13 protein-coding genes and 1 tRNA gene are annotated in these 16,936 nt (G+C 64.9%); 2 read left to right on the top strand and 12 right to left on the bottom strand.

The genetic code is table 11. The annotated features are described in order from the left end of the window. Positions 1 to 13: 13 nt before the first annotated feature. From ACSKB9_RS34120 to deoC, 8 genes are all read right to left on the bottom strand, one after another. Entirely contained in the window at positions 14 to 1,105 is a 1,092-nt protein-coding gene (locus ACSKB9_RS34120) for an ABC transporter ATP-binding protein (protein ID WP_438078666.1), read from the bottom strand. 83 nt (positions 1,106 to 1,188) lie between these two features. After that, positions 1,189 to 2,646, bottom strand: coding sequence for an extracellular solute-binding protein (locus ACSKB9_RS34115; protein WP_438080523.1), 1,458 nt, complete (start codon positions 2,644 to 2,646; stop codon positions 1,189 to 1,191). Between the two features lie 31 nt (positions 2,647 to 2,677). Further along, positions 2,678 to 3,706 (bottom strand): carbohydrate ABC transporter permease, encoded by a 1,029-nt coding sequence (locus ACSKB9_RS34110; RefSeq protein WP_438080522.1) that lies wholly within the window; start codon positions 3,704 to 3,706, stop codon positions 2,678 to 2,680. A 5-nt stretch (positions 3,707 to 3,711) separates the two neighbouring features. Further along, positions 3,712 to 4,587, bottom strand: coding sequence for a carbohydrate ABC transporter permease (locus tag ACSKB9_RS34105; RefSeq protein ID WP_253603297.1), 876 nt, complete (start codon positions 4,585 to 4,587; stop codon positions 3,712 to 3,714). Positions 4,588 to 4,594: 7 nt separating this feature from the next. After that, complete coding sequence (locus tag ACSKB9_RS34100; protein ID WP_438078664.1) at positions 4,595 to 5,518, bottom strand: ribokinase; 924 nt, start codon at positions 5,516 to 5,518, stop codon at positions 4,595 to 4,597. 4 nt (positions 5,519 to 5,522) lie between these two features. Continuing rightward, positions 5,523 to 5,978 (bottom strand): RbsD/FucU family protein, encoded by a 456-nt coding sequence (locus ACSKB9_RS34095; protein WP_057018876.1) that lies wholly within the window; start codon positions 5,976 to 5,978, stop codon positions 5,523 to 5,525. 79 nt (positions 5,979 to 6,057) lie between these two features. Then, a complete protein-coding gene (locus tag ACSKB9_RS34090) occupies positions 6,058 to 8,445 on the bottom strand; it encodes an aldehyde dehydrogenase family protein (RefSeq protein ID WP_438078662.1) in 2,388 nt (795 codons plus the stop codon). Between the two features lie 10 nt (positions 8,446 to 8,455). Then, on the bottom strand, positions 8,456 to 9,478 hold the full coding sequence (gene deoC, locus ACSKB9_RS34085) for a deoxyribose-phosphate aldolase (protein WP_438078660.1): 1,023 nt from the start codon (positions 9,476 to 9,478) through the stop codon (positions 8,456 to 8,458). Positions 9,479 to 9,758: 280 nt separating this feature from the next. Here deoC and ACSKB9_RS34080 point away from each other — a divergent pair, with 280 nt between their 5' ends. Continuing rightward, positions 9,759 to 10,514: a DeoR/GlpR family DNA-binding transcription regulator gene (locus ACSKB9_RS34080; RefSeq protein WP_438078658.1), complete on the top strand. Its 756-nt coding sequence runs from the start codon at positions 9,759 to 9,761 to the stop codon at positions 10,512 to 10,514. A gap of 80 nt (positions 10,515 to 10,594) precedes the next feature. Here ACSKB9_RS34080 and ACSKB9_RS34075 read toward each other — a convergent pair whose 3' ends face one another. From ACSKB9_RS34075 to ACSKB9_RS34065, 3 genes are all read right to left on the bottom strand, one after another. Then, on the bottom strand, positions 10,595 to 11,746 hold the full coding sequence (locus ACSKB9_RS34075; RefSeq protein WP_438078656.1) for a substrate-binding domain-containing protein: 1,152 nt from the start codon (positions 11,744 to 11,746) through the stop codon (positions 10,595 to 10,597). Between the two features lie 100 nt (positions 11,747 to 11,846). Next, positions 11,847 to 12,839: an ABC transporter permease gene (locus tag ACSKB9_RS34070; protein ID WP_092083818.1), complete on the bottom strand. Its 993-nt coding sequence runs from the start codon at positions 12,837 to 12,839 to the stop codon at positions 11,847 to 11,849. Further along, positions 12,836 to 14,416, bottom strand: a complete 1,581-nt coding sequence (locus tag ACSKB9_RS34065; RefSeq protein WP_438078654.1) for a sugar ABC transporter ATP-binding protein — start codon at positions 14,414 to 14,416, stop codon at positions 12,836 to 12,838. The genes ACSKB9_RS34070 and ACSKB9_RS34065 overlap by 4 nt, the downstream gene beginning before the upstream one ends. 259 nt (positions 14,417 to 14,675) lie before the next feature. On the opposite strand from ACSKB9_RS34065, the gene ACSKB9_RS34060 reads away from it, so the two are divergent. Further along, positions 14,676 to 16,508 carry an outer membrane protein assembly factor BamB family protein gene (locus ACSKB9_RS34060; protein ID WP_438078652.1) on the top strand — a complete coding sequence of 611 codons (1,833 nt, stop codon included), beginning with the start codon at positions 14,676 to 14,678 and terminating at the stop codon, positions 16,506 to 16,508. A gap of 282 nt (positions 16,509 to 16,790) precedes the next feature. Here ACSKB9_RS34060 and ACSKB9_RS34055 read toward each other — a convergent pair. After that, positions 16,791 to 16,867: transfer RNA gene (locus tag ACSKB9_RS34055), tRNA-Pro, on the bottom strand. Positions 16,868 to 16,936 lie beyond the last annotated feature (69 nt).

Below are 16,936 nucleotides of genomic sequence, written 5' to 3'. Positions count from 1 at the left end.
AGGCTGCGGCGGATCAGTAAATAGCCGTCCCAGACGCCTTGTCGAACAAGTGCGTTCGCTCAAGATCGAGCGCGACGTCGATGACATGATCCGGTTCCGCGGCGACGCCGACCGGCATTTGCGCCGTGAACGCGAATGGGCCGACGGTCCCGATTACCAGCGTGTGCGGCCCGAGCGGCTCCACGTCTTTCACAAGGATCCGGATCGAAGAGCCCGCCGGCGCATCTTGCCGCAACACATGATCGGGCCGGACACCAAGCACAACGGGCTTGCCGACGCTGGCGGCATAGGCCGCCTCGCGTGACTTCGGCACTCTCAACGCCGTGCCCGACGGCTCGGTGAAAATGAGCGCGCCGTCGCGGGCGGCGAGCTCGCCATGGATGAAATTCATGCTGGGCGCGCCCATGAAACCGGCGACGAAGAGATTGCTGGGCTTCTCGTAGATCGTAATCGGATCGGCCGCCTGCTCGATGCGGCCGCGGTTCATCACCACGACGCGGTCGGCCATAGTCATGGCTTCGACCTGGTCGTGCGTGACATAGACGATCGTCTTGGCGAGACGGCGGTGCAGCGCCTTGATCTCGGTCCGCATCTCGATGCGAAGCTTGGCGTCGAGATTGGACAATGGCTCGTCGAACAGAAACACATCCGGGCTGCGCACGATGGCGCGGCCGATCGCCACGCGCTGGCGCTGCCCGCCCGAGAGCTGTTTGGGCCGGCGCTGCAAATATTGTTCGAGGTCAAGCACGCGCGCCACGTCGCTGACGGCCTTCTCGATGCTGGCGCGCGATTCCCCGCGCACCTTCATGCCGTAGCCGATGTTCTCTCCGACCGTCATATGTGGGTAGAGCGCGTAGTTCTGGAACACCATCGCGCAATTGCGCAGGCCGGTACGCAATTGCGTCACGTCGCGATTGCCGATGCGGATGGTTCCGCTCGTCACCGCCTCCAGTCCTGCGATCATGCGCAACGTCGTCGTCTTGCCGCAGCCGGACGGGCCGACAAGCACGACAAACTCCTCGTCGGCCACGTTGAGGTCGAGCCCTTCAATGATCTTGTAGGGCCCGTATGCCTTGCTGACATTCTCGATCTCGACGTGCGCCATGGATTCCTTTTCCGTCCCTTCATCGACGGCAAGTAAAGTCCCGGACGATGCTCGCGCATCATCCGGGACGTCTCACTGGAAAGCTAGTTCTTCGGCGGAAGGCCCATCGCCGCGCGATAGGCCGCGAGCTGCTTGGCCCGGCCGAACTCGTCGGTCAGCCAATTCCACTCCTTGGCCATCGCGTCGAGCGCCGCCTGCGGCGTGGTCTGGCCGGCCAGCGCCTTGCCGAGCTCGATCTCGACCACCTCGGTGTAAGAGAAGTAACCGGGCAGACGCATGTCGAGCGCGACGTTCTTGGCATTGATGGAGTCCGATTGCGCGCCGAGATATTCCTTGGCCTCTTCCGGCGAGAAGATCTTGCTCCACAGTTGCAGATTGGCAGTGTGCGATTTGCGATAGGGATTGACGCCGCTGCCGCCGGTGATCGCCGCCTGGCCCGACACTTCAGGGCTTGTCAGTGTCTTGACGAAATCCCATGCCGCCTTCTGGTTCTTGCCGGCCTTCGGCACCGCGATCTGCCAGCCGCCGAATGCCATGAACGGGCCCGGAAGCACGCTCGGGAACTTGTCCCACTTCTTGGTCTTGGCGTTCCAGATCTCGTCCGAGCCGGGCAGCATCGCCGAACCGACCTTGCCCGAGATCTTCGACTGCTTCGGGTCGGCGGCGATGACGCCGGTGTCGCCCCAGCCGATCGATTCCGCTACCTGGCCGCCGGCCACGGCAGCGTTCACCTCGCCGAACGAGAAATTCAGCGCGTTGGGCGGCCCGAGCTTCGATGCCCTGATGTATTCCTCGAGCCCCTTCACCCAGCCCGGGTTGTTGATCTGTGCGTCCATCGTCTCGGGGTCGAAGAACATCGCGCCCGGATAGTTCGGATTGTTGGTGTAGGCCGCCGCATGGCTGAAGAAGAACCAGAACTGCTGACCGCCGCGGCGGAAGGCTTCCGCCGTTCCCCACAGCCCCTTGTCTGGCCGCTGGAAGAACTCCGCAATGTCGAGATACTGCTTCCAGGTCTTCGGCGGCGCGAGGTCGTAGCCGTATTTGGCCTTGAACGCATCCTTCTCCTTGGGATCGCTGAACAGGTCGGTGCGGTAGGTATAGGTGTGGACGTCGCCATCCATCGACTGCGAGTAGATCTTGCCCTCCCACACCATCAGCCGTTCGCGATAGGCCGGCTCGATATCGTCCCAGTCCTTGCCGGACTGCATCTCCTTCGGCATCTCGCTGAGATAGGGCACGAAGTCCGGCAGCCACGCCGGCGCGAAGCTGACGAGGTCGAACGTCGCGTCCGACGCCGTCAGCGATGTCGCGATCTTCGGATAGAGCTCGGACCACGGGAATTCGACGACATTGACCTTGCCGCAGGTCTTCCTGGCCCATTCGTCCGCGCCGAGCTTGAGCGCGGAGGCGATATACGGCCCGGTCTGCGACGCCACCGTCAGGGTGACGCCGGTATAGTCCGGGCTGCAGGCGGCATTCGCCTGGCTCGCGGCACAGGCCATCGCGAGCGAGGTGGTCAGCATCAGGAACGTCCGTCGCATCATCGTCTAGTCCTCCCTACAAGGTTTTTTGCTATTTGATGGCCCCGAGCAGCAGGCCCGACCGCATCATTCGGCTGAGCAGGCCCGCCATGATCATCATGGGAACGATGGCGACGAGCGCCGCAGCCGATATCGCCCACCATTCGTCGCCGCGCTGGCTGTTCTGTCCCGCCACCAGGATCGGCAGCGTCTGCCATCTGGAATTGGTCAAGAACAGCGCGAACAGAAACTCGTTCCAGACGAAGGCCAGCGTGATCATGAACGTCGCCAGCAGCCCGTTCATCGACATCGGCACCACGATGCCGAAGAAGATGCGCCAGCTCGGCACATTGTCGACCATCGCCGCCTCCTCGACCTCGATCGGCACAGCCTCGAAGAAGTCGCGCATCAGCCAGACGACGATCGGCAGCGAGAAGGCGACGTAGCAGAGCGTCAGGCCGACAAAGCTGTCGATCAGCTGGAAGCCCAGCCGCCCGATCTCGCTGTAGAGCAGATACAGCGCGAAGGCGGTGACGATGGGCGGGAACATGCGCTGGCTGACGAACCAGAACAGGATGTCCTCATTGCCGAGGATCGGTCCGGGCAGCGGCAGGCGGTTGGCGGCGACGGCCACGATCAGCGCGATCGGAAAGGCCAGCAACAGGGCCTGCGGGCGGGTGAACCCGAACGTCGTGTTGAACAGCAGGTAGCCGCCGAGCGCGAGCAGGAAGAACGCGAGGCCCGCGCCGAAGCGGACCTTGAATTCGAAGCGCACCAGCGCATAGGCCGCCATCGCGCCAATCGCCGTGGCGATCGCTGCCGCGGATAGGCCAACGATGGTCGAGTTCAGGAAGGTCCGGAAGAACTCGCCGCGGATGCCCTGATAGAGATCGATGAAGGGCTGCAAGGTCGGCGTGAAGTCGATGAACGGCAGATAGGTCGGCCCGCCGACGACGCCGGGCGGCGTCTTGAATGCGGTCACCACCACCCAATAAAGCGGAAACACCGTGATCAGGCACCAGATGAGAACGCCGGCCGCGACCAAGCGGCGGCTCCATGGCGACAGCCCCGTCAAGCTCAGCCCGCTCATCGGCGCTTCTCCAGATGCGGCCGCAGCAGCGCCAGGTAGGTCACGCCGATGATCGTGATCGCGATCAGGAACAGGAAACTGAGCGCCGATGTGTAGCCGAGATTGAACTTCTTGAAACCTTCCTGATAGGCGAACAGCGTCAGCGTCTCGGTGTCGACGCCCGGCCCGCCGCCGGTCATCACGAACACCGTGTCCATGATCTTATAGCTCTCGATCAGGCGGATGAAGACGACGGCGGCCGAGATCGGCAGCATCATCGGAAAGGTGATGCCCCAGAACTGCTGCCAGGCGCTGGCATTCTCGAGCTCGGCGGCCTCGTAGACATCTTCGGGAAGCGTTTGCAGCCCGGCTAGCATCATCAGGATGACGAACGGGGTCCACTGCCAGACCTCGACCGCGATGATGCAGGCGAGTGCCCAATGTCCATTGGTAAGGAACGGCAGGTTGACCAGGCCGAACTTCGACAGGAACTGATTGAGCGGTCCCATCGTCGGATTGAAGATCATGCGCGCCACCAGCGCGACCGCGACGGGCGCCAGCAGCATCGGCAGCAGCAGGGCGACGCGGAACAGCCGCTCACCCGGCACCCGCGCATTCAGCGCCAGCGCGACGCCGAACCCGATCGCGTATTGCAACCCGACCGCGATCAGCGCAATCAGCGTCGTGGTGAAGAGCGCATTCCAGAACCGCGGCTCCTGCAACAACGCCGCATAATTGCCAAGCCAGACGACGCGCGGCGGGATCGGCGGAATCAGCCGGTAGCTGAGGAAGCTCGTAGTCAGCGAATAGATCAGCGGAAATATCGAGATCGCCAGCACGACGAGCACCGCCGGCCAGATGAAGACATGCTTGATCGGATCATTCCGCATCATCGCAGCATCATCCCCTCAGCAGCGCTTCGATCTCCGCGCGCCGCGGCATCGCGGGCGCGGTGCCCGGCCGGGTCACCGAGATTCCCGCCGTGGCCGAACCGAAGCGCGCAGCCTCGAGCGGATCGACGCCGTCGGCGAGCGCCGCCGCGAAGCCGCCGACGAATGCATCGCCCGCGCCGGTGGTTTCGACGACCTTACCGGCCGCGAAAGGCGGCACGTGCAGCGAGCGATCCCGCGCATGGAACAGCGCGCCGCGCTCGCCGAGGGTGATCAGCGCCGTCCCGGCGCCTTTGGCCAACAGGGCGTCGCCGGCGCGGCGGGCGCCGGCAAGGTCGCTCACCGCGATGCCTGTGAGCGCTTCGGCCTCGGTCTCGTTGGGAACGACATAATCGCACAGCGCAAACAGGCCATCGTCGAATTGGATCGCCGGTGCCGGATTGAACACCGTGATGCTGCCGGCGGCGCGCGCAATCTCGAGCCCGCGCCGCGCTGCATCGACCGGCTGCTCGAGCTGCGTCACGAACACGCGGCTGTCGCGGATCGCGTCCGCCACCGCGTCGACATCGGCCGGGCCGATACCGCCCGCTGCACCCGGCACGACGATGATGGCGTTGTCGCCGCGCGTCTCATGGACGTAAATGAAGGCTGCGCCGGTCGGCGCTTCCGCCGTCCTGGCCACGCGCGGCCGGATTCCCTCGGCCTCCCAGGTCTTGATCGCAAGCTCGCCGAAGGCGTCGCTGCCGATCCGCGAGATAAAGCTCACGCCGGCGCCGGCCCGCGCGGCCGCGACAGCCTGGTTGGATCCCTTGCCGCCAGGCCCCATCGCGAATCCCGATCCGGCGATCGTCTCGCCGATCGCCGGCATGTTGCCGGCGCGGAACGCCAAGTCGACGACGAAGACGCCGAGGACGGCGACGCCACTCTTGCTCATCTCGTCACTCCCCGTCCGGCCCGATCACGCCCTTGCTGAACAGGAAGCAGCCATAGAAGCGCCGCTCGCCCGTCGCGATCACGCAATAGGCCGTCTTGGCCTTCTCATAGAAAGCGTGGCGCTCGACGCCGACCAGCGGCCAGGACCGTCCCTCCGCGCGATCGATCGCGGTCTGCACCTCGCGCTGCACGGGTGGCACTTCCTGAGCCTGGCCGACAATCTCCATGCGGCTGGCCGCATCGTCGACGAAGGTGTCGAGCGGCATCACCGAGAGGATCGCCTCAACCGCCCTGGCCGCGTTGACATTGTCGATGCGCAGCAACCGGCCGAGAACCGTCTGGCGCGCGATCGAGTCGGCCGGAAAATTGGTGTCGCACACCACCAGACGATCACCATGCCCCATCGCCCGCAGGGCGTAGAGTACGTCGGCATTGAGCAGTGGATCGATGCCCTTGAGCATGTTGCGTCCTTCCCTTGTGTTCAAACTCGCCGGACTCTGACGGTCCGAACCCCATCGATATCACCGCGAGGTGACGTCGCTAGTCACCGTACGGAATCCAGATGTTCTTCACCTGCACCGCGTGGCGGAGCAGGATCGGGCCCTCGCTCGCGGCCTTGTCGTACCAATCGAGCGCGAGGCCATGATCGACCAGCGTCCGTTTGAGATTGCCGATCGACAGCCGTTCGGCGGCCGCTGAGGCGTCCTGCGATCCGAACGCCCAGAGCGCGTCGACATCGTCGTGCTCGGCAAGCACCTTGACCAGCTCGCTGTGATCGCCGGTGACGATGTTGACCACGCCGCCCGGCACGTCCGAGGTCTCCAGCACCTGGTAGAGGTCGGTCGCGGCGAGCGGATGCCGCTCGCTGGGCACGGCGACGACCCGGTTGCCCATCGCAACCAGCGGCGCCACCAGGCTGATGAAGGCAAGCAGCGGCGCCTCGTCGGGGCAGGCGACGCCGACCACGCCGATCGGCTCATGCATCGCGAGCGCCACGCCGCGCAGCGGCGGCGCGTGGATGGATCCTTCGAATTTGTCCGCCCAGGCGCCATAGCTGAACAACCGCTCGATGCTCGCATCGACTTCCGCGCGCGCCTTCGCAGCCGACACGCCGGTCATGTCGGCGATACGCCGGGCGAATTCGTCGCCGCGCGCGGAAAGATTCTCGGCAAGGTAATAGAGGATCTGGGCGCGATTATGCGCCGTCGCCCGCGCCCAAGACTCGGCGGAGTGCGCCGCGGCCACCGCATTGCGGATATCCTTGCGATTGCCCTCGCCTGCCTCGCCGAGGCGCCGGCCCTTCGGCGACAGCACCGGACGCGAATAATTGCCGTCCGGACGCACCTGCTTGCCACCGACAAACAGTTTTGCCGTCCGATCGATTGGCGGCACATCGAATCCGGCACTTGCGCCAGAAGCCGTCGGCTGCGGCGATGCCTTGGCCCGCGCCTTGCGCCCACTCCAGGCCTTCGGCTTGAGATACTCGTACATGCCTTCACGGCCGCCCTCGCGGCCGAATCCGGACTCGCGGTAGCCGCCGAAGCCGACGCTGGCGTCGAACAGATTGGTGGCGTTGACCCAGACCACGCCGGCCAGCAGCTTCGGCGCGATATCGAGCGCCAGCCCGATCGTCTCGCTCCACACGCTGGCGGCCAGGCCGTAGCGCGTGTTGTTGGCGAGCATCACGGCCTCGTCGGGGGTGCGGAACGTCATCGCCACCAGGACAGGGCCGAAGATCTCTTCGGTCGCGACCGTCGAGGACGGATGCACGTTCCAGAGCAAGGTCGGCGGATCAGAACATCCTTCCGCCGGGATCGCACCGGAAGCCTGATATTTCTCGGCGCCTTCCTTCACCCCGGTCTCGACCAGCGACTTGATCCGATCGAGTTGCACCGGCGCGACCACCGCGCCCATGTCGATCGCCTTGTCGAGCGGCATGCCGACGCGAAGCGTCTCCATGCGACGCATCAACCGCCTGCGGAAGGTCTCGGCGATTCCTTCCTGCAGCAGCAGCCGCGAGCCGGCGCAGCAGACCTGGCCTTGGTTGAACCAGATCGCATCCACCACGCCTTCCACCGCGCCGTCGATATCGGCATCGTCGAACACGATGAACGGCGACTTGCCGCCGAGCTCCAGCGTGAGGGACTTGCCGGTGCCTGCGGTCGACTGGCGGATCAACCGCCCGACCTCGGTCGAGCCGGTGAACGCGATCTTGTCGACGCCCGGGCTTTCGACCAGCAGCGCGCCGGTGGCACCGTCGCCGGTCACGACGTTCAACACGCCCGGCGGCAGGCCGGCCTCGGCCGACAGTTCGGCGAACAGCAGCGCGGTGAGCGAGGTGAACTCCGCCGGCTTCAGCACCACCGTATTGCCCGCGGCCAGCGCCGGCGCGATCTTCCACGCCAGCATCAGCAGCGGAAAATTCCACGGAATGATCTGCCCGATCACGCCAACGGGCACCTGATCGGCGAATTCGCGCTCCTGCAACTGCGCCCAGCCGGCGTGATAGAGGAAATGGCGCGCGGCGAGCGGCACGTCGAGATCGCGGGTTTCCCGGATCGGCTTGCCGTTGTCGATTGCCTCCAGCACGGCGAACAGCCGGGCGTGACGCTGCAGCATGCGCGCCAACGCATAGAGATGACGGGCGCGGCCGTGGCCGCCAAGCTTCGCCCACGCTGTCTGCGCGGTGCGCGCGGCGTTGACCGCCGCCTCGATATCGGCGGCGGCGCCCTGCGCGATGCGCGCCAGCGTCTTGCCGGTGGCGGGCTCGGTCGTCGTGAGGTGTTTGCCGGCATGCGGCGCCGTGAGCTTGCCGGCGATGAAATGCCCGAAGGTGGCGCCATGCCGCGCCAGCCAGGCGCGTGCCTCGCCGTCCGCCTCCGGCGCGGGGCCATACTCCATGGTCTCGAAATAGCTTGCGACGCTCATCGCTGGAGTCTCATCCCACGGGGTGGCGGTTGAAAGCCGAGTAGTGGCCGGTCACGTGATGCTCGAGCTGCCGCTCGATATCGGCGAGCAGGCTGGAGGCGCCGATACGGAACAGGTCCGGCTCGAGCCAGTCGCGGCCCAGTTCCTCCTTCATCAGGAACTGATAGTTGAGCACGTCCTTTGCCGTCGAGATTCCGCCGGCCGGCTTGAAGCCGATCTGGTAGCCGGTGCGCTCCTGATAGACGCGGATCATCCGCAGCATCGCGAGCGTCACCGGCAGCGTCGCGTTGACGCCTTCCTTGCCGGTGGAGGTCTTGATGAAATCGGCGCCGGCCATCATGCAGACCATCGACGCCTTGGCGACATTGCGCAGCGTCTTGAGATCGCCGGTGGCCAGGATCGTCTTCAGATGCGCGTCGCCGCAGGCGGCGCGGAAATCCTGCACCTCGGCGTAAAGCGCCCGCCAATCGCCGGTCAGCACATGCTCGCGCGTGATGACGATGTCGATCTCCTGCGCGCCGTCGCGGACCGACGCTTCGATCTCCTTCAGCTTCAGATCGTGCGGCACAAGGCCTGCGGGAAATCCGGTCGAGACCGCGGCGACCGGGATGCCGAATCCATCGAGCGCTTCGACGGCCGCCGCCACGAACCGATGGTAGACACAGACCGCGCCGGTATGCAGCTCGCGGCCGGCAAAGCCGAGCCGCTCGAGAAGGTCGCCGCGCACCGGCGCTTTGGCCTTGGCGCAGAGGCGCTTCACCCGTTCGGTCGTATCGTCGCCATTGAGCGTCGTCAGGTCGATGCAGGTGATCGCCTTGAGAAGCCACGCCGCCTGAGCGTCTTTCTTGACCGTGCGCCGGCCCGGCAGGCTCGCAACGCGGCGTTCAGCGGCCGACAGATTGATCCTGATCTCGTCGACCCAATCCATCTCGAGCGCGCGGCCGCTGTTGCGCGGGAGCTGATGCCCGCCGCCCGGGGAAGGCGGCTGCGCGGCCAATGGGGACGGATCCTGTATGAAGACGCTCTGCGTCATGGAGGCGCCGTGCGGTCCTCGCGAATCGACGAGATCGCCAGATAGACTGAATGTGTCGATCGCAACATGTGATCCTCCCCCTGACCTTGCCGCGGGGTTTGCCGACTGCCTGAGGACGACACCGTCCCCGACCCTCGATCAGCCCGCCGGACTGGATGTTATTATTGTAACAAATCGACGTTGATAAACTCACAACATTGTAAGATCATTGTCAATCGGATAAGCAAGCCCGGCGATCAAAATGGCTGAAACATCGAACGCACGACCAAGCGAGACGCGCGTGCAGCGCCTGCAGAGGCTGCGCCGCGCCGTCGAATCGAGCGGCACGCTGCATCTGAAGGACGCCGCCGAGCTCCTCAAGGTTTCCGAAATGACGGTCCGGCGCGATCTCGCCGGGCCGGACGCCGCGCTGGCGCTGCTCGGCGGGTACGTCGTCAATGCGGCGTCGCCGACCGGGGTCAAGTACACGTTCGAGCAGGAGATCGATCAGCACACCCAGGACAAGCGTCTCGCCTGCCGGTCTGCCGCGGCCTCGATCAAGGAAGGCGATACGATCTTCATCGATTGCGGCACGACGATGCAGTCGCTGGCGGACTGCCTGCCGGAGGACCTGCCGCTTTCGGTGATCTGCTATTCGATGAACGTGGCGTCGATCGTGACGCGCCGGCCGGCCACGCAGGTGATGCTGATGGGCGGCCTCTACCATCCGTCGTCGCAGTCCTTTGCGTCGGACGACGGCCTGTCCTATCTGCGGCGGCTCGGCATCAACAAGGCCTTCATCTCCGCGGGCGGCGTACACTGGACCCGCGGCGCGAGCTGCTCGAATTTTCACGAGGTCGCCGTCAAGCAGGCCGTCATCGAGACCGCGATGGAGAGCATCCTGGTGATCGACGCCAGCAAGCTCGGCAGCCTCAAGTCGGCATTCTTCTCCGATATCGGCGCGTTCTCTCGCATCATCGTCGGCGGCGCGGCGTCAGCGGACATGCGCAAGCACTTCCGGAGCCTCCCCGTAGAATACGTGACCAGCGCAACCTGATCCGAGCGGGGGCTGGCACGCCCGGATCAGGCTGCTCACGATGCGCGGGCTCGCGTGACCACACATCGAACTCCTGCGGCTCAGTTGCAGGCAGGCTTCGCCTTGTTGCAGGCGTCGGTCAGCTCCGGCGGCGGCTCCTTCTTGAACACCGTCTTGTAGGATTCCAGCACGTTGGACTGCGTCACCGGCAGCGACTGCACACCGATCCAGCCCGGCGTTTCCTTGCCGAGCAGCGCGTTCATCATGGCCATCGCTTCCGCGACACCCTGATCATAGGGGCGCTGCGATCCGGTCGCCTTCAGCGGTCCGCCCTTGGCAATCTCGATCGCCGATTGCAGGCCGAGGTCGACGGTGGTGACCGGAATGTCGATGCCCTGCGCGCGCATCGAGCTCAGCGTATCGAGCGCCGGCTGGTCCCAGACCGCGAACAGGCCCTTGATATCAGGATTGCCGGTGAGGAAATCGCCCGCGATCTGCGACACTTTCGGCGGGTCGGTGAAGTCGACCTGCTTCATCTTGATGTCCGGGCGGTTCTTCTGCATCCACTCACGGACGCCCTTGGTGCGCTCGTTGGTGCTGAAATAATCGACGCCGAAATTGACGAGGCCGATGGTGCCGCCCTGCGCGACGCAGGACGCCAGGATCTGGGCCGCGATCAGGCCGTTGCCCTGGCTGTCCGCGGAGATCATGGACGCATATTCCTCGGGATGCTTTAGTCCGGTCGGAATGCTGTCCATCAGCACGAGCTTGATGCCGGCCTTGGCGATCTTCTTGTAGGTCGGCGCGGTCGCGGTGAAATCGACCGGGATCGAGATGATGCCATCCGGATGCTGCTGGATGGTATTCTCGATGTCGGCGATCTGCTTGTCGACCTGATATTCGGCGGACGCGACGCCGGTGACGGTGACACCATACTTCTTCAGCGTGTCGGTGATGCCCTGGATCTGCAGTTGCGCCCAGTCGAGATCGACGGTCTGCATGGAGATGCCGACCTTGAAATGCTTCTCCCTGATCTTGGCGGCGTCGGCGTCCGACAGCGCCAGCACCTCGGGCGAGGCGGCCTTCTCGCCGTGCGGCCCCTGACCGACGATCGATTTCGGTCCAAGCGTCGCGAGATCGACGCCCTTGACGCAGGTTGCAGGCACTTCGGCGCGGGCCGAGGCGGCGATCGAAATGGCCATCGCCGCGATCAACGCGGTCAGCGGCAGGGTTTGTCGCAAGATCGGCTTCATTGTTTCCTCCCGTTTTGGTCGCCGATTGACCGGAGGCCGGCGACCTTGCCCTACCCTTGCAACGCCTGACCTTGCGGCCCATGCGCTGCACCGTCGTGCTCTAGCGTTTCGTGAAGGCGACCGCGGCCACGATGATCGCTCCCTTGATGACGAGCTGCAGCGGCGAGCTGACGCCGAGCAGCACGAGGCCGTTGTTGAGTGTGCCGATGATGAGGCTGCCGAACAGCGTCCCCAGGATGTAGCCGCGCCCGCCGAACAGGCTGCAACCACCGAGGATCACGGCGGCGATGACGTCGAGCTCCATGCCCTGCACGACGTCGGGCCGCGCGGCGTGCGAGCGCGCGGACAGCACCAGCGCCGCGAGCCCGGCCAGCGCGCCGGTCAGCACAAAGGCCGCGGTCGTCACCCACTTGGTGTTGATGCCGGAATACAGCGCCGCGGTCGGATTGCCGCCGACCGCATAGATGCGGCGGCCGAACACGTTATAGTGCAGCAGCAGGATGCCGACGATCATCGCCACCAGCGTCCAGGCGATCGGAACCGGTATGCCCAGGAACGAGCCTTCGCCGAAGATCGCAAAGTAGGTCTCGTTGGTGATGATGACAGGCTTGGTATTGGTCACCATCATCGCCAAACCGCGCGCCATGCTCAGTGAACCCAGCGTCACCAGGAACGACGGGATCGAGAGCTGCGTGGTCAGGATGCCGTTGAGCAGCCCGACCAGCGCGCCCGTGCCGAGCCCGGCAACAGCGCCGACGATCCAGCTGTTGTTGATCTGACTCATCGCGAGCGCCGCGGCCATGCCCGACAGCGCCAATGTCGATGCGACCGACAGATCGATCTGGCGCGCGATGATCACAAAGGTCATGCCGACCGCGATGATCGAGACCAGTGTGGTCTGGCGTCCGATGTTCAGGAAATTGTCGACCGACAGGAACCAGGGCGAGGACAGGCTGAACACGACCAGCAGCACCACGAAGGCGATGTACAGCATGTAGGGCCGCTCGCCCCGCAGCAGATTCTGCAGCAGCTTGCGGCGTCGATCGGATCGGGTCGATGAGGCGACGAGGTTGGGCGCGGTCAGTTCGGTCATGCGGGCAGCTCTTGCAATACACCTTGTTCGGAAGCCTGGTAGATCTGCAGCAGATGATGGAGCTCTTCGGCATCATCGATCTCCCCGCGCACCAGCGTTCGCGCCACGCGTCCATCGACGATCACGGAGATGCGGTCGCAGAGCTCGATCAGTTCGACGAGGTCCGACGAGACCACCAGGACGCCGGTGCCGTCGCGGGCGGCATTCCTGATCACGCCGTAGATCTCCTCGCGCGCGCCGACGTCGACGCCGACCGTCGGCTCGTCCAGCAGCAGCACGCGCGGCCGCGGATCATTCCATTTTCCGAACACGACCTTCTGCTGGTTGCCGCCGGACAATGTCCTGACGAGGCTCGAGGCGCCTTGCGCCTTCACCGATAACCTCGCCACCGCAGCGTCGGCACGCCGGGCGGCGGCGCGCTGCTGCATGAAGCCCCAGCGCGAGAAATGCGGAATCCGCGGCAAGGTGATGTTGCGCTCGATCGAATGATCCAGCACCAGGCCCTGCACGTGCCGGTCTTCCGGCACCAGCGCGACGCCATGCGCGATCGCATCGGCCGGGCTCCTCGGCAGCCATGGCCGGCCGTCGATCAGGCATGTGCCGCTGTCGACCGGCCGAAGACCGAAGATCGTCTCCAGGACCTCGGTACGTCCGCTGCCGATCAATCCGGCAAGGCCGTGGATCTCACCCTTCATCACGGACAATTCGACGGCCGACAGGCGGTCGTTGGACACGCCCGACAGCGACAGAACCGGCGACAGATCGAATGAACGCGCAACTGCAGATTCGGCGCGCGACGCCGCGGGCGCCAATCGATCGGTGCCGATGATGGCGTTCACCAGCCGCTTCATGTCGGTCTCGGCGGTGACGAACGTGCCGGCATTGGCGCCGTCGCGGAGCACCGTGACACGCTGCGAGATCTCGAACACCTCGTTGAGCCGATGCGTCACATAGATCACGCCGACGCCGCGGCGCGTCGCCTTGCCGATCGCGTCGAACAGGATACGAACTTCATCCGAAGTCAGGGACGATGTCGGTTCATCGAGGATCAACAGGCGCACCTCGCCCATCAGTGCCTTGGCGATCTCGGTCATCTGGCGGTAGGCGAACGGCAGCGAGCCGACTGCTGCCTTGGTATCGAGGGGAATGCCGAGCTCGCTCAGGAACGCCCCGGCCCTGGCCATCAGTTCGCGCTTGCGGACAAAGCCGAACCGCGTACGCGGCTCGCGGCCGAGCAACAGATTGTCGGCGACGCTCAGCAACTCGACGAGACTGAGGTCCTGATAGACGACGGCGATGCCTGCCTCGCGCGATCTAGCCGGACTGTCGAACGTAGCTGGTTTGCCGGCGATCTCGATCGTGCCGCTGTCGGCCGCGTGGACACCACTAAGGATCTTGATCAGCGTGGACTTGCCGGCCCCGTTCTCGCCCAGCAGCGCGTGCACCTCGCCGGCCCGGACCTCGAGGTTGACGTCGCGCAACGCCCGCACGCCGCCGAAGCGTTTGTTGATGCCACCGACCATCAACAGCGCCGTCGACGGCCGAGGCTCGGCTGCGATCGAACCGGACAATTCCAAATTTTCCTCCCGTCGCCCGCGCGAGGCGCTGGTACGATGGTGACATATTGTTATTTTTGCAACTTATCTTGTTATAATTCTATCACATCGACCGAACTGTCAATGGGAGATCGCGCCGGCGGGCGCTCGAAATTGAAGGCGGCGATCGGATCCTGCACCGCCATACGTGCGGCCGGCCTCCGCCAGGCACGATGGCAGCCGAAAGGTTGTGCTAAGCTGCAATTGCTCTCTTCATCAAAGCCAACGCCGGTGAATCACGATGAAACTGAGTGCCGCGATTGCCGTCGCCCTGATCTCGTCTTGCCTGCCCGCCGCGGCGCAGCAAGCCGGTGCCGATCTCTACGCGCAACGCTGTGCGCAATGTCACGACAGCAGCAACGCGGCTGTTCGCGCGCCGAGCCGCACCGCGCTGCAATCCAGATCGTTCGACGAGGTGCTTGGTGCGATCACCACGGGCCCGATGGCATCCTTCGCGCAGGGACTGACCAGCGACGAGCGTGCGGCGATCGCCTCACTCGTCACGGGAAAGGCCGCGTCGCTCGCGGCAACCGAGAGCGCGGGCCAATGCGCGCAGAACGAGACCGGCTTTCCGACGCCGATCGACGGGCCGCGGTGGAACGGTTGGGGCGCGGATATCAACAACAGCCGGTTTCAGCCGGCGGCAATGGCCAGCCTCGCGCAAGACCAGGTCCCGCGGCTGCGTCTGAAATGGGCGTTCGGATTTCCTGACACGTCCAACGCCAACGCGCAGCCGGCTGTGGTCGGCGGCTTGCTGTTCGTCGGTGGCGGCGACCGTAAGGTCCACGCCCTCGACGCCAAAAGCGGCTGCACGCGCTGGGAGTTTCCGACCGAGGCGCCGGTGCGGACGGCCATCAGCTTTGCCCCGCTGGACAACGGCCAGCCTGCCATCTTCTTTGGTGATGTGCGCGCCAACGTCTACGCCCTGAATGCCGCGACCGGCAAGCTGATCTGGAAGAGCAAGGTCGACGATCATGTGGCGGCCCGGATAACCGGTGCGCCAGTGTTCTATTCCGGCGCCGTCTATGTCGGGGTTTCATCGATCGAGGAGGCCATCGGATCTCGCCCCACCTACCAGTGCTGTACGTTTCGCGGCAGCGTCGTTGCGCTGAAGGCCGAGACCGGCGCGCAGATCTGGAAGGCCTATACGATTCCCGAGGCACCGCATCCGACACGGGCGAACGCCCTCGGGACCCAGCTGTTCGGTCCGGCCGGCGCGTCGGTCTGGTCCGCGCCGACGATCGATGTGCAGCGCCAGGCGCTCTATATCGCGACCTCGAACAGCTATGCCGACCCGGCAACCGACACAAGCGATGCCATCCTCGCGTTCGATCTCACGACCGGCCGAATGCTGTGGCATCAGCAGGCCACACCGAAGGACAGCTTCGTCGTTGCGTGCTTCGGCACCGATCAGAGCAATTGCCCGGAAGACCGCGGCCCCGACCATGACTTCGGCCAATCGCCGATCCTGGTGAGCCTGCGTGATGGACAGCGCGTGCTGGTGATCGGCCAGAAATCCGGCGTGGTCCACGCGCTCGACCCCGATCATGAGGGCAAGATCCTGTGGCAGACGCGGATCGGCAAGGGTGGTGCGTTGGGCGGGACCGAGTGGGGTTCCGCCTCCGACCAGGACCAAATCTATGTCGCCAATTCGGACGTACGATTTCTAAGGGACGGCACGCGACGTCTGAATTCAAGCGAAGGTGGCGGCCTGTTCGGGCTCGATCTTGCGACCGGGAAGATCGCGATGCAGGTCGCGCCGGTGGCCTGTGGCGACCGCCCGCAGTGCAGTCCCGCGCTCTCCGCGGCGGTCACCGCCATTCCCGGCGTCGTCTTCTCGGGCGGCGTGAGCGGCTTCCTGCGCGCCTACGCGACCGATGACGCACGACTGCTGTGGGAGATCGACACCGCCCGCGACTACACCACGGTCAACGGAGTTGCGGCTCGCGGCGGCGCCATGGACGGACCCGGCCCGGTCGTCGTCGACGGCATGCTGTACGTCAATTCCGGCTACGCACAATGGAGCGGCCTGCCCGGCAACGTTCTGCTGGCCTTTGAGGTCGGCAACCCCTGACAGGTATCTGCGCCGGCAAGCTGAGCACTACTCGCGGCGGCCTATTCGTGCTTTGATGTCGGACAGGATCAGCCGAGAGATCCGAAGGGAGACCGTGTGGTGCTTGGTGACGTGCTACGCAATTTCACGTCAGGGGCCGCTTCCCTCGCGCGCTCCAATGGTCCCGAATCGCCGATATCAGAGACAGGCGTCCCGAAATCGACCGACATGGCAGCCGCGCTTCAAATCGATGCGCATGTCGTTGCGCACGAAAAACACAGAAACTATAAGTGCTTGAAAGAATGGTCGGAGTGGCAGGATTCGAACCTGCGACCCCTGCGTCCCGAACGCAGTGCTCTACCGGGCTGAGCCACACTCCGACTGAGGGCCGGCTTATAGCGTCGGGTTTCGGGGACCGCAAGGGACCACGAGCCACCCAATTGAGGAAT

Source organism: Bradyrhizobium sp. BR 1433, assembly GCF_051547665.1.
GTDB lineage: Bacteria > Pseudomonadota > Alphaproteobacteria > Rhizobiales > Xanthobacteraceae > Bradyrhizobium > Bradyrhizobium australafricanum.
Note: the sequence above shows the minus strand (reverse complement) of the source record. Positions and strands in the feature narration are given on the sequence as shown.

Excerpts from the sequence above, each read along its gene's own strand:
- ACSKB9_RS34120 (WP_438078666.1), bottom strand. The coding sequence starts at position 1,105 with ATGGCGCACGTCGAGATCGAGAATGTCAGCAAGGCATACGGGCCCTAC.
- ACSKB9_RS34115 (WP_438080523.1), bottom strand. The coding sequence starts at position 2,646 with ATGCGACGGACGTTCCTGATGCTGACCACCTCGCTCGCGATGGCCTGT.
- ACSKB9_RS34105 (WP_253603297.1), bottom strand. The coding sequence starts at position 4,587 with ATGATGCGGAATGATCCGATCAAGCATGTCTTCATCTGGCCGGCGGTG.
- ACSKB9_RS34100 (WP_438078664.1), bottom strand. The coding sequence starts at position 5,518 with ATGAGCAAGAGTGGCGTCGCCGTCCTCGGCGTCTTCGTCGTCGACTTG.
- ACSKB9_RS34095 (WP_057018876.1), bottom strand. The coding sequence starts at position 5,978 with ATGCTCAAGGGCATCGATCCACTGCTCAATGCCGACGTACTCTACGCC.
- ACSKB9_RS34090 (WP_438078662.1), bottom strand. The coding sequence starts at position 8,445 with ATGAGCGTCGCAAGCTATTTCGAGACCATGGAGTATGGCCCCGCGCCG.
- deoC (WP_438078660.1), bottom strand. The coding sequence starts at position 9,478 with ATGACGCAGAGCGTCTTCATACAGGATCCGTCCCCATTGGCCGCGCAG.
- ACSKB9_RS34075 (WP_438078656.1), bottom strand. The coding sequence starts at position 11,746 with ATGAAGCCGATCTTGCGACAAACCCTGCCGCTGACCGCGTTGATCGCG.
- ACSKB9_RS34070 (WP_092083818.1), bottom strand. The coding sequence starts at position 12,839 with ATGACCGAACTGACCGCGCCCAACCTCGTCGCCTCATCGACCCGATCC.
- ACSKB9_RS34060 (WP_438078652.1), top strand. The coding sequence starts at position 14,676 with ATGAAACTGAGTGCCGCGATTGCCGTCGCCCTGATCTCGTCTTGCCTG.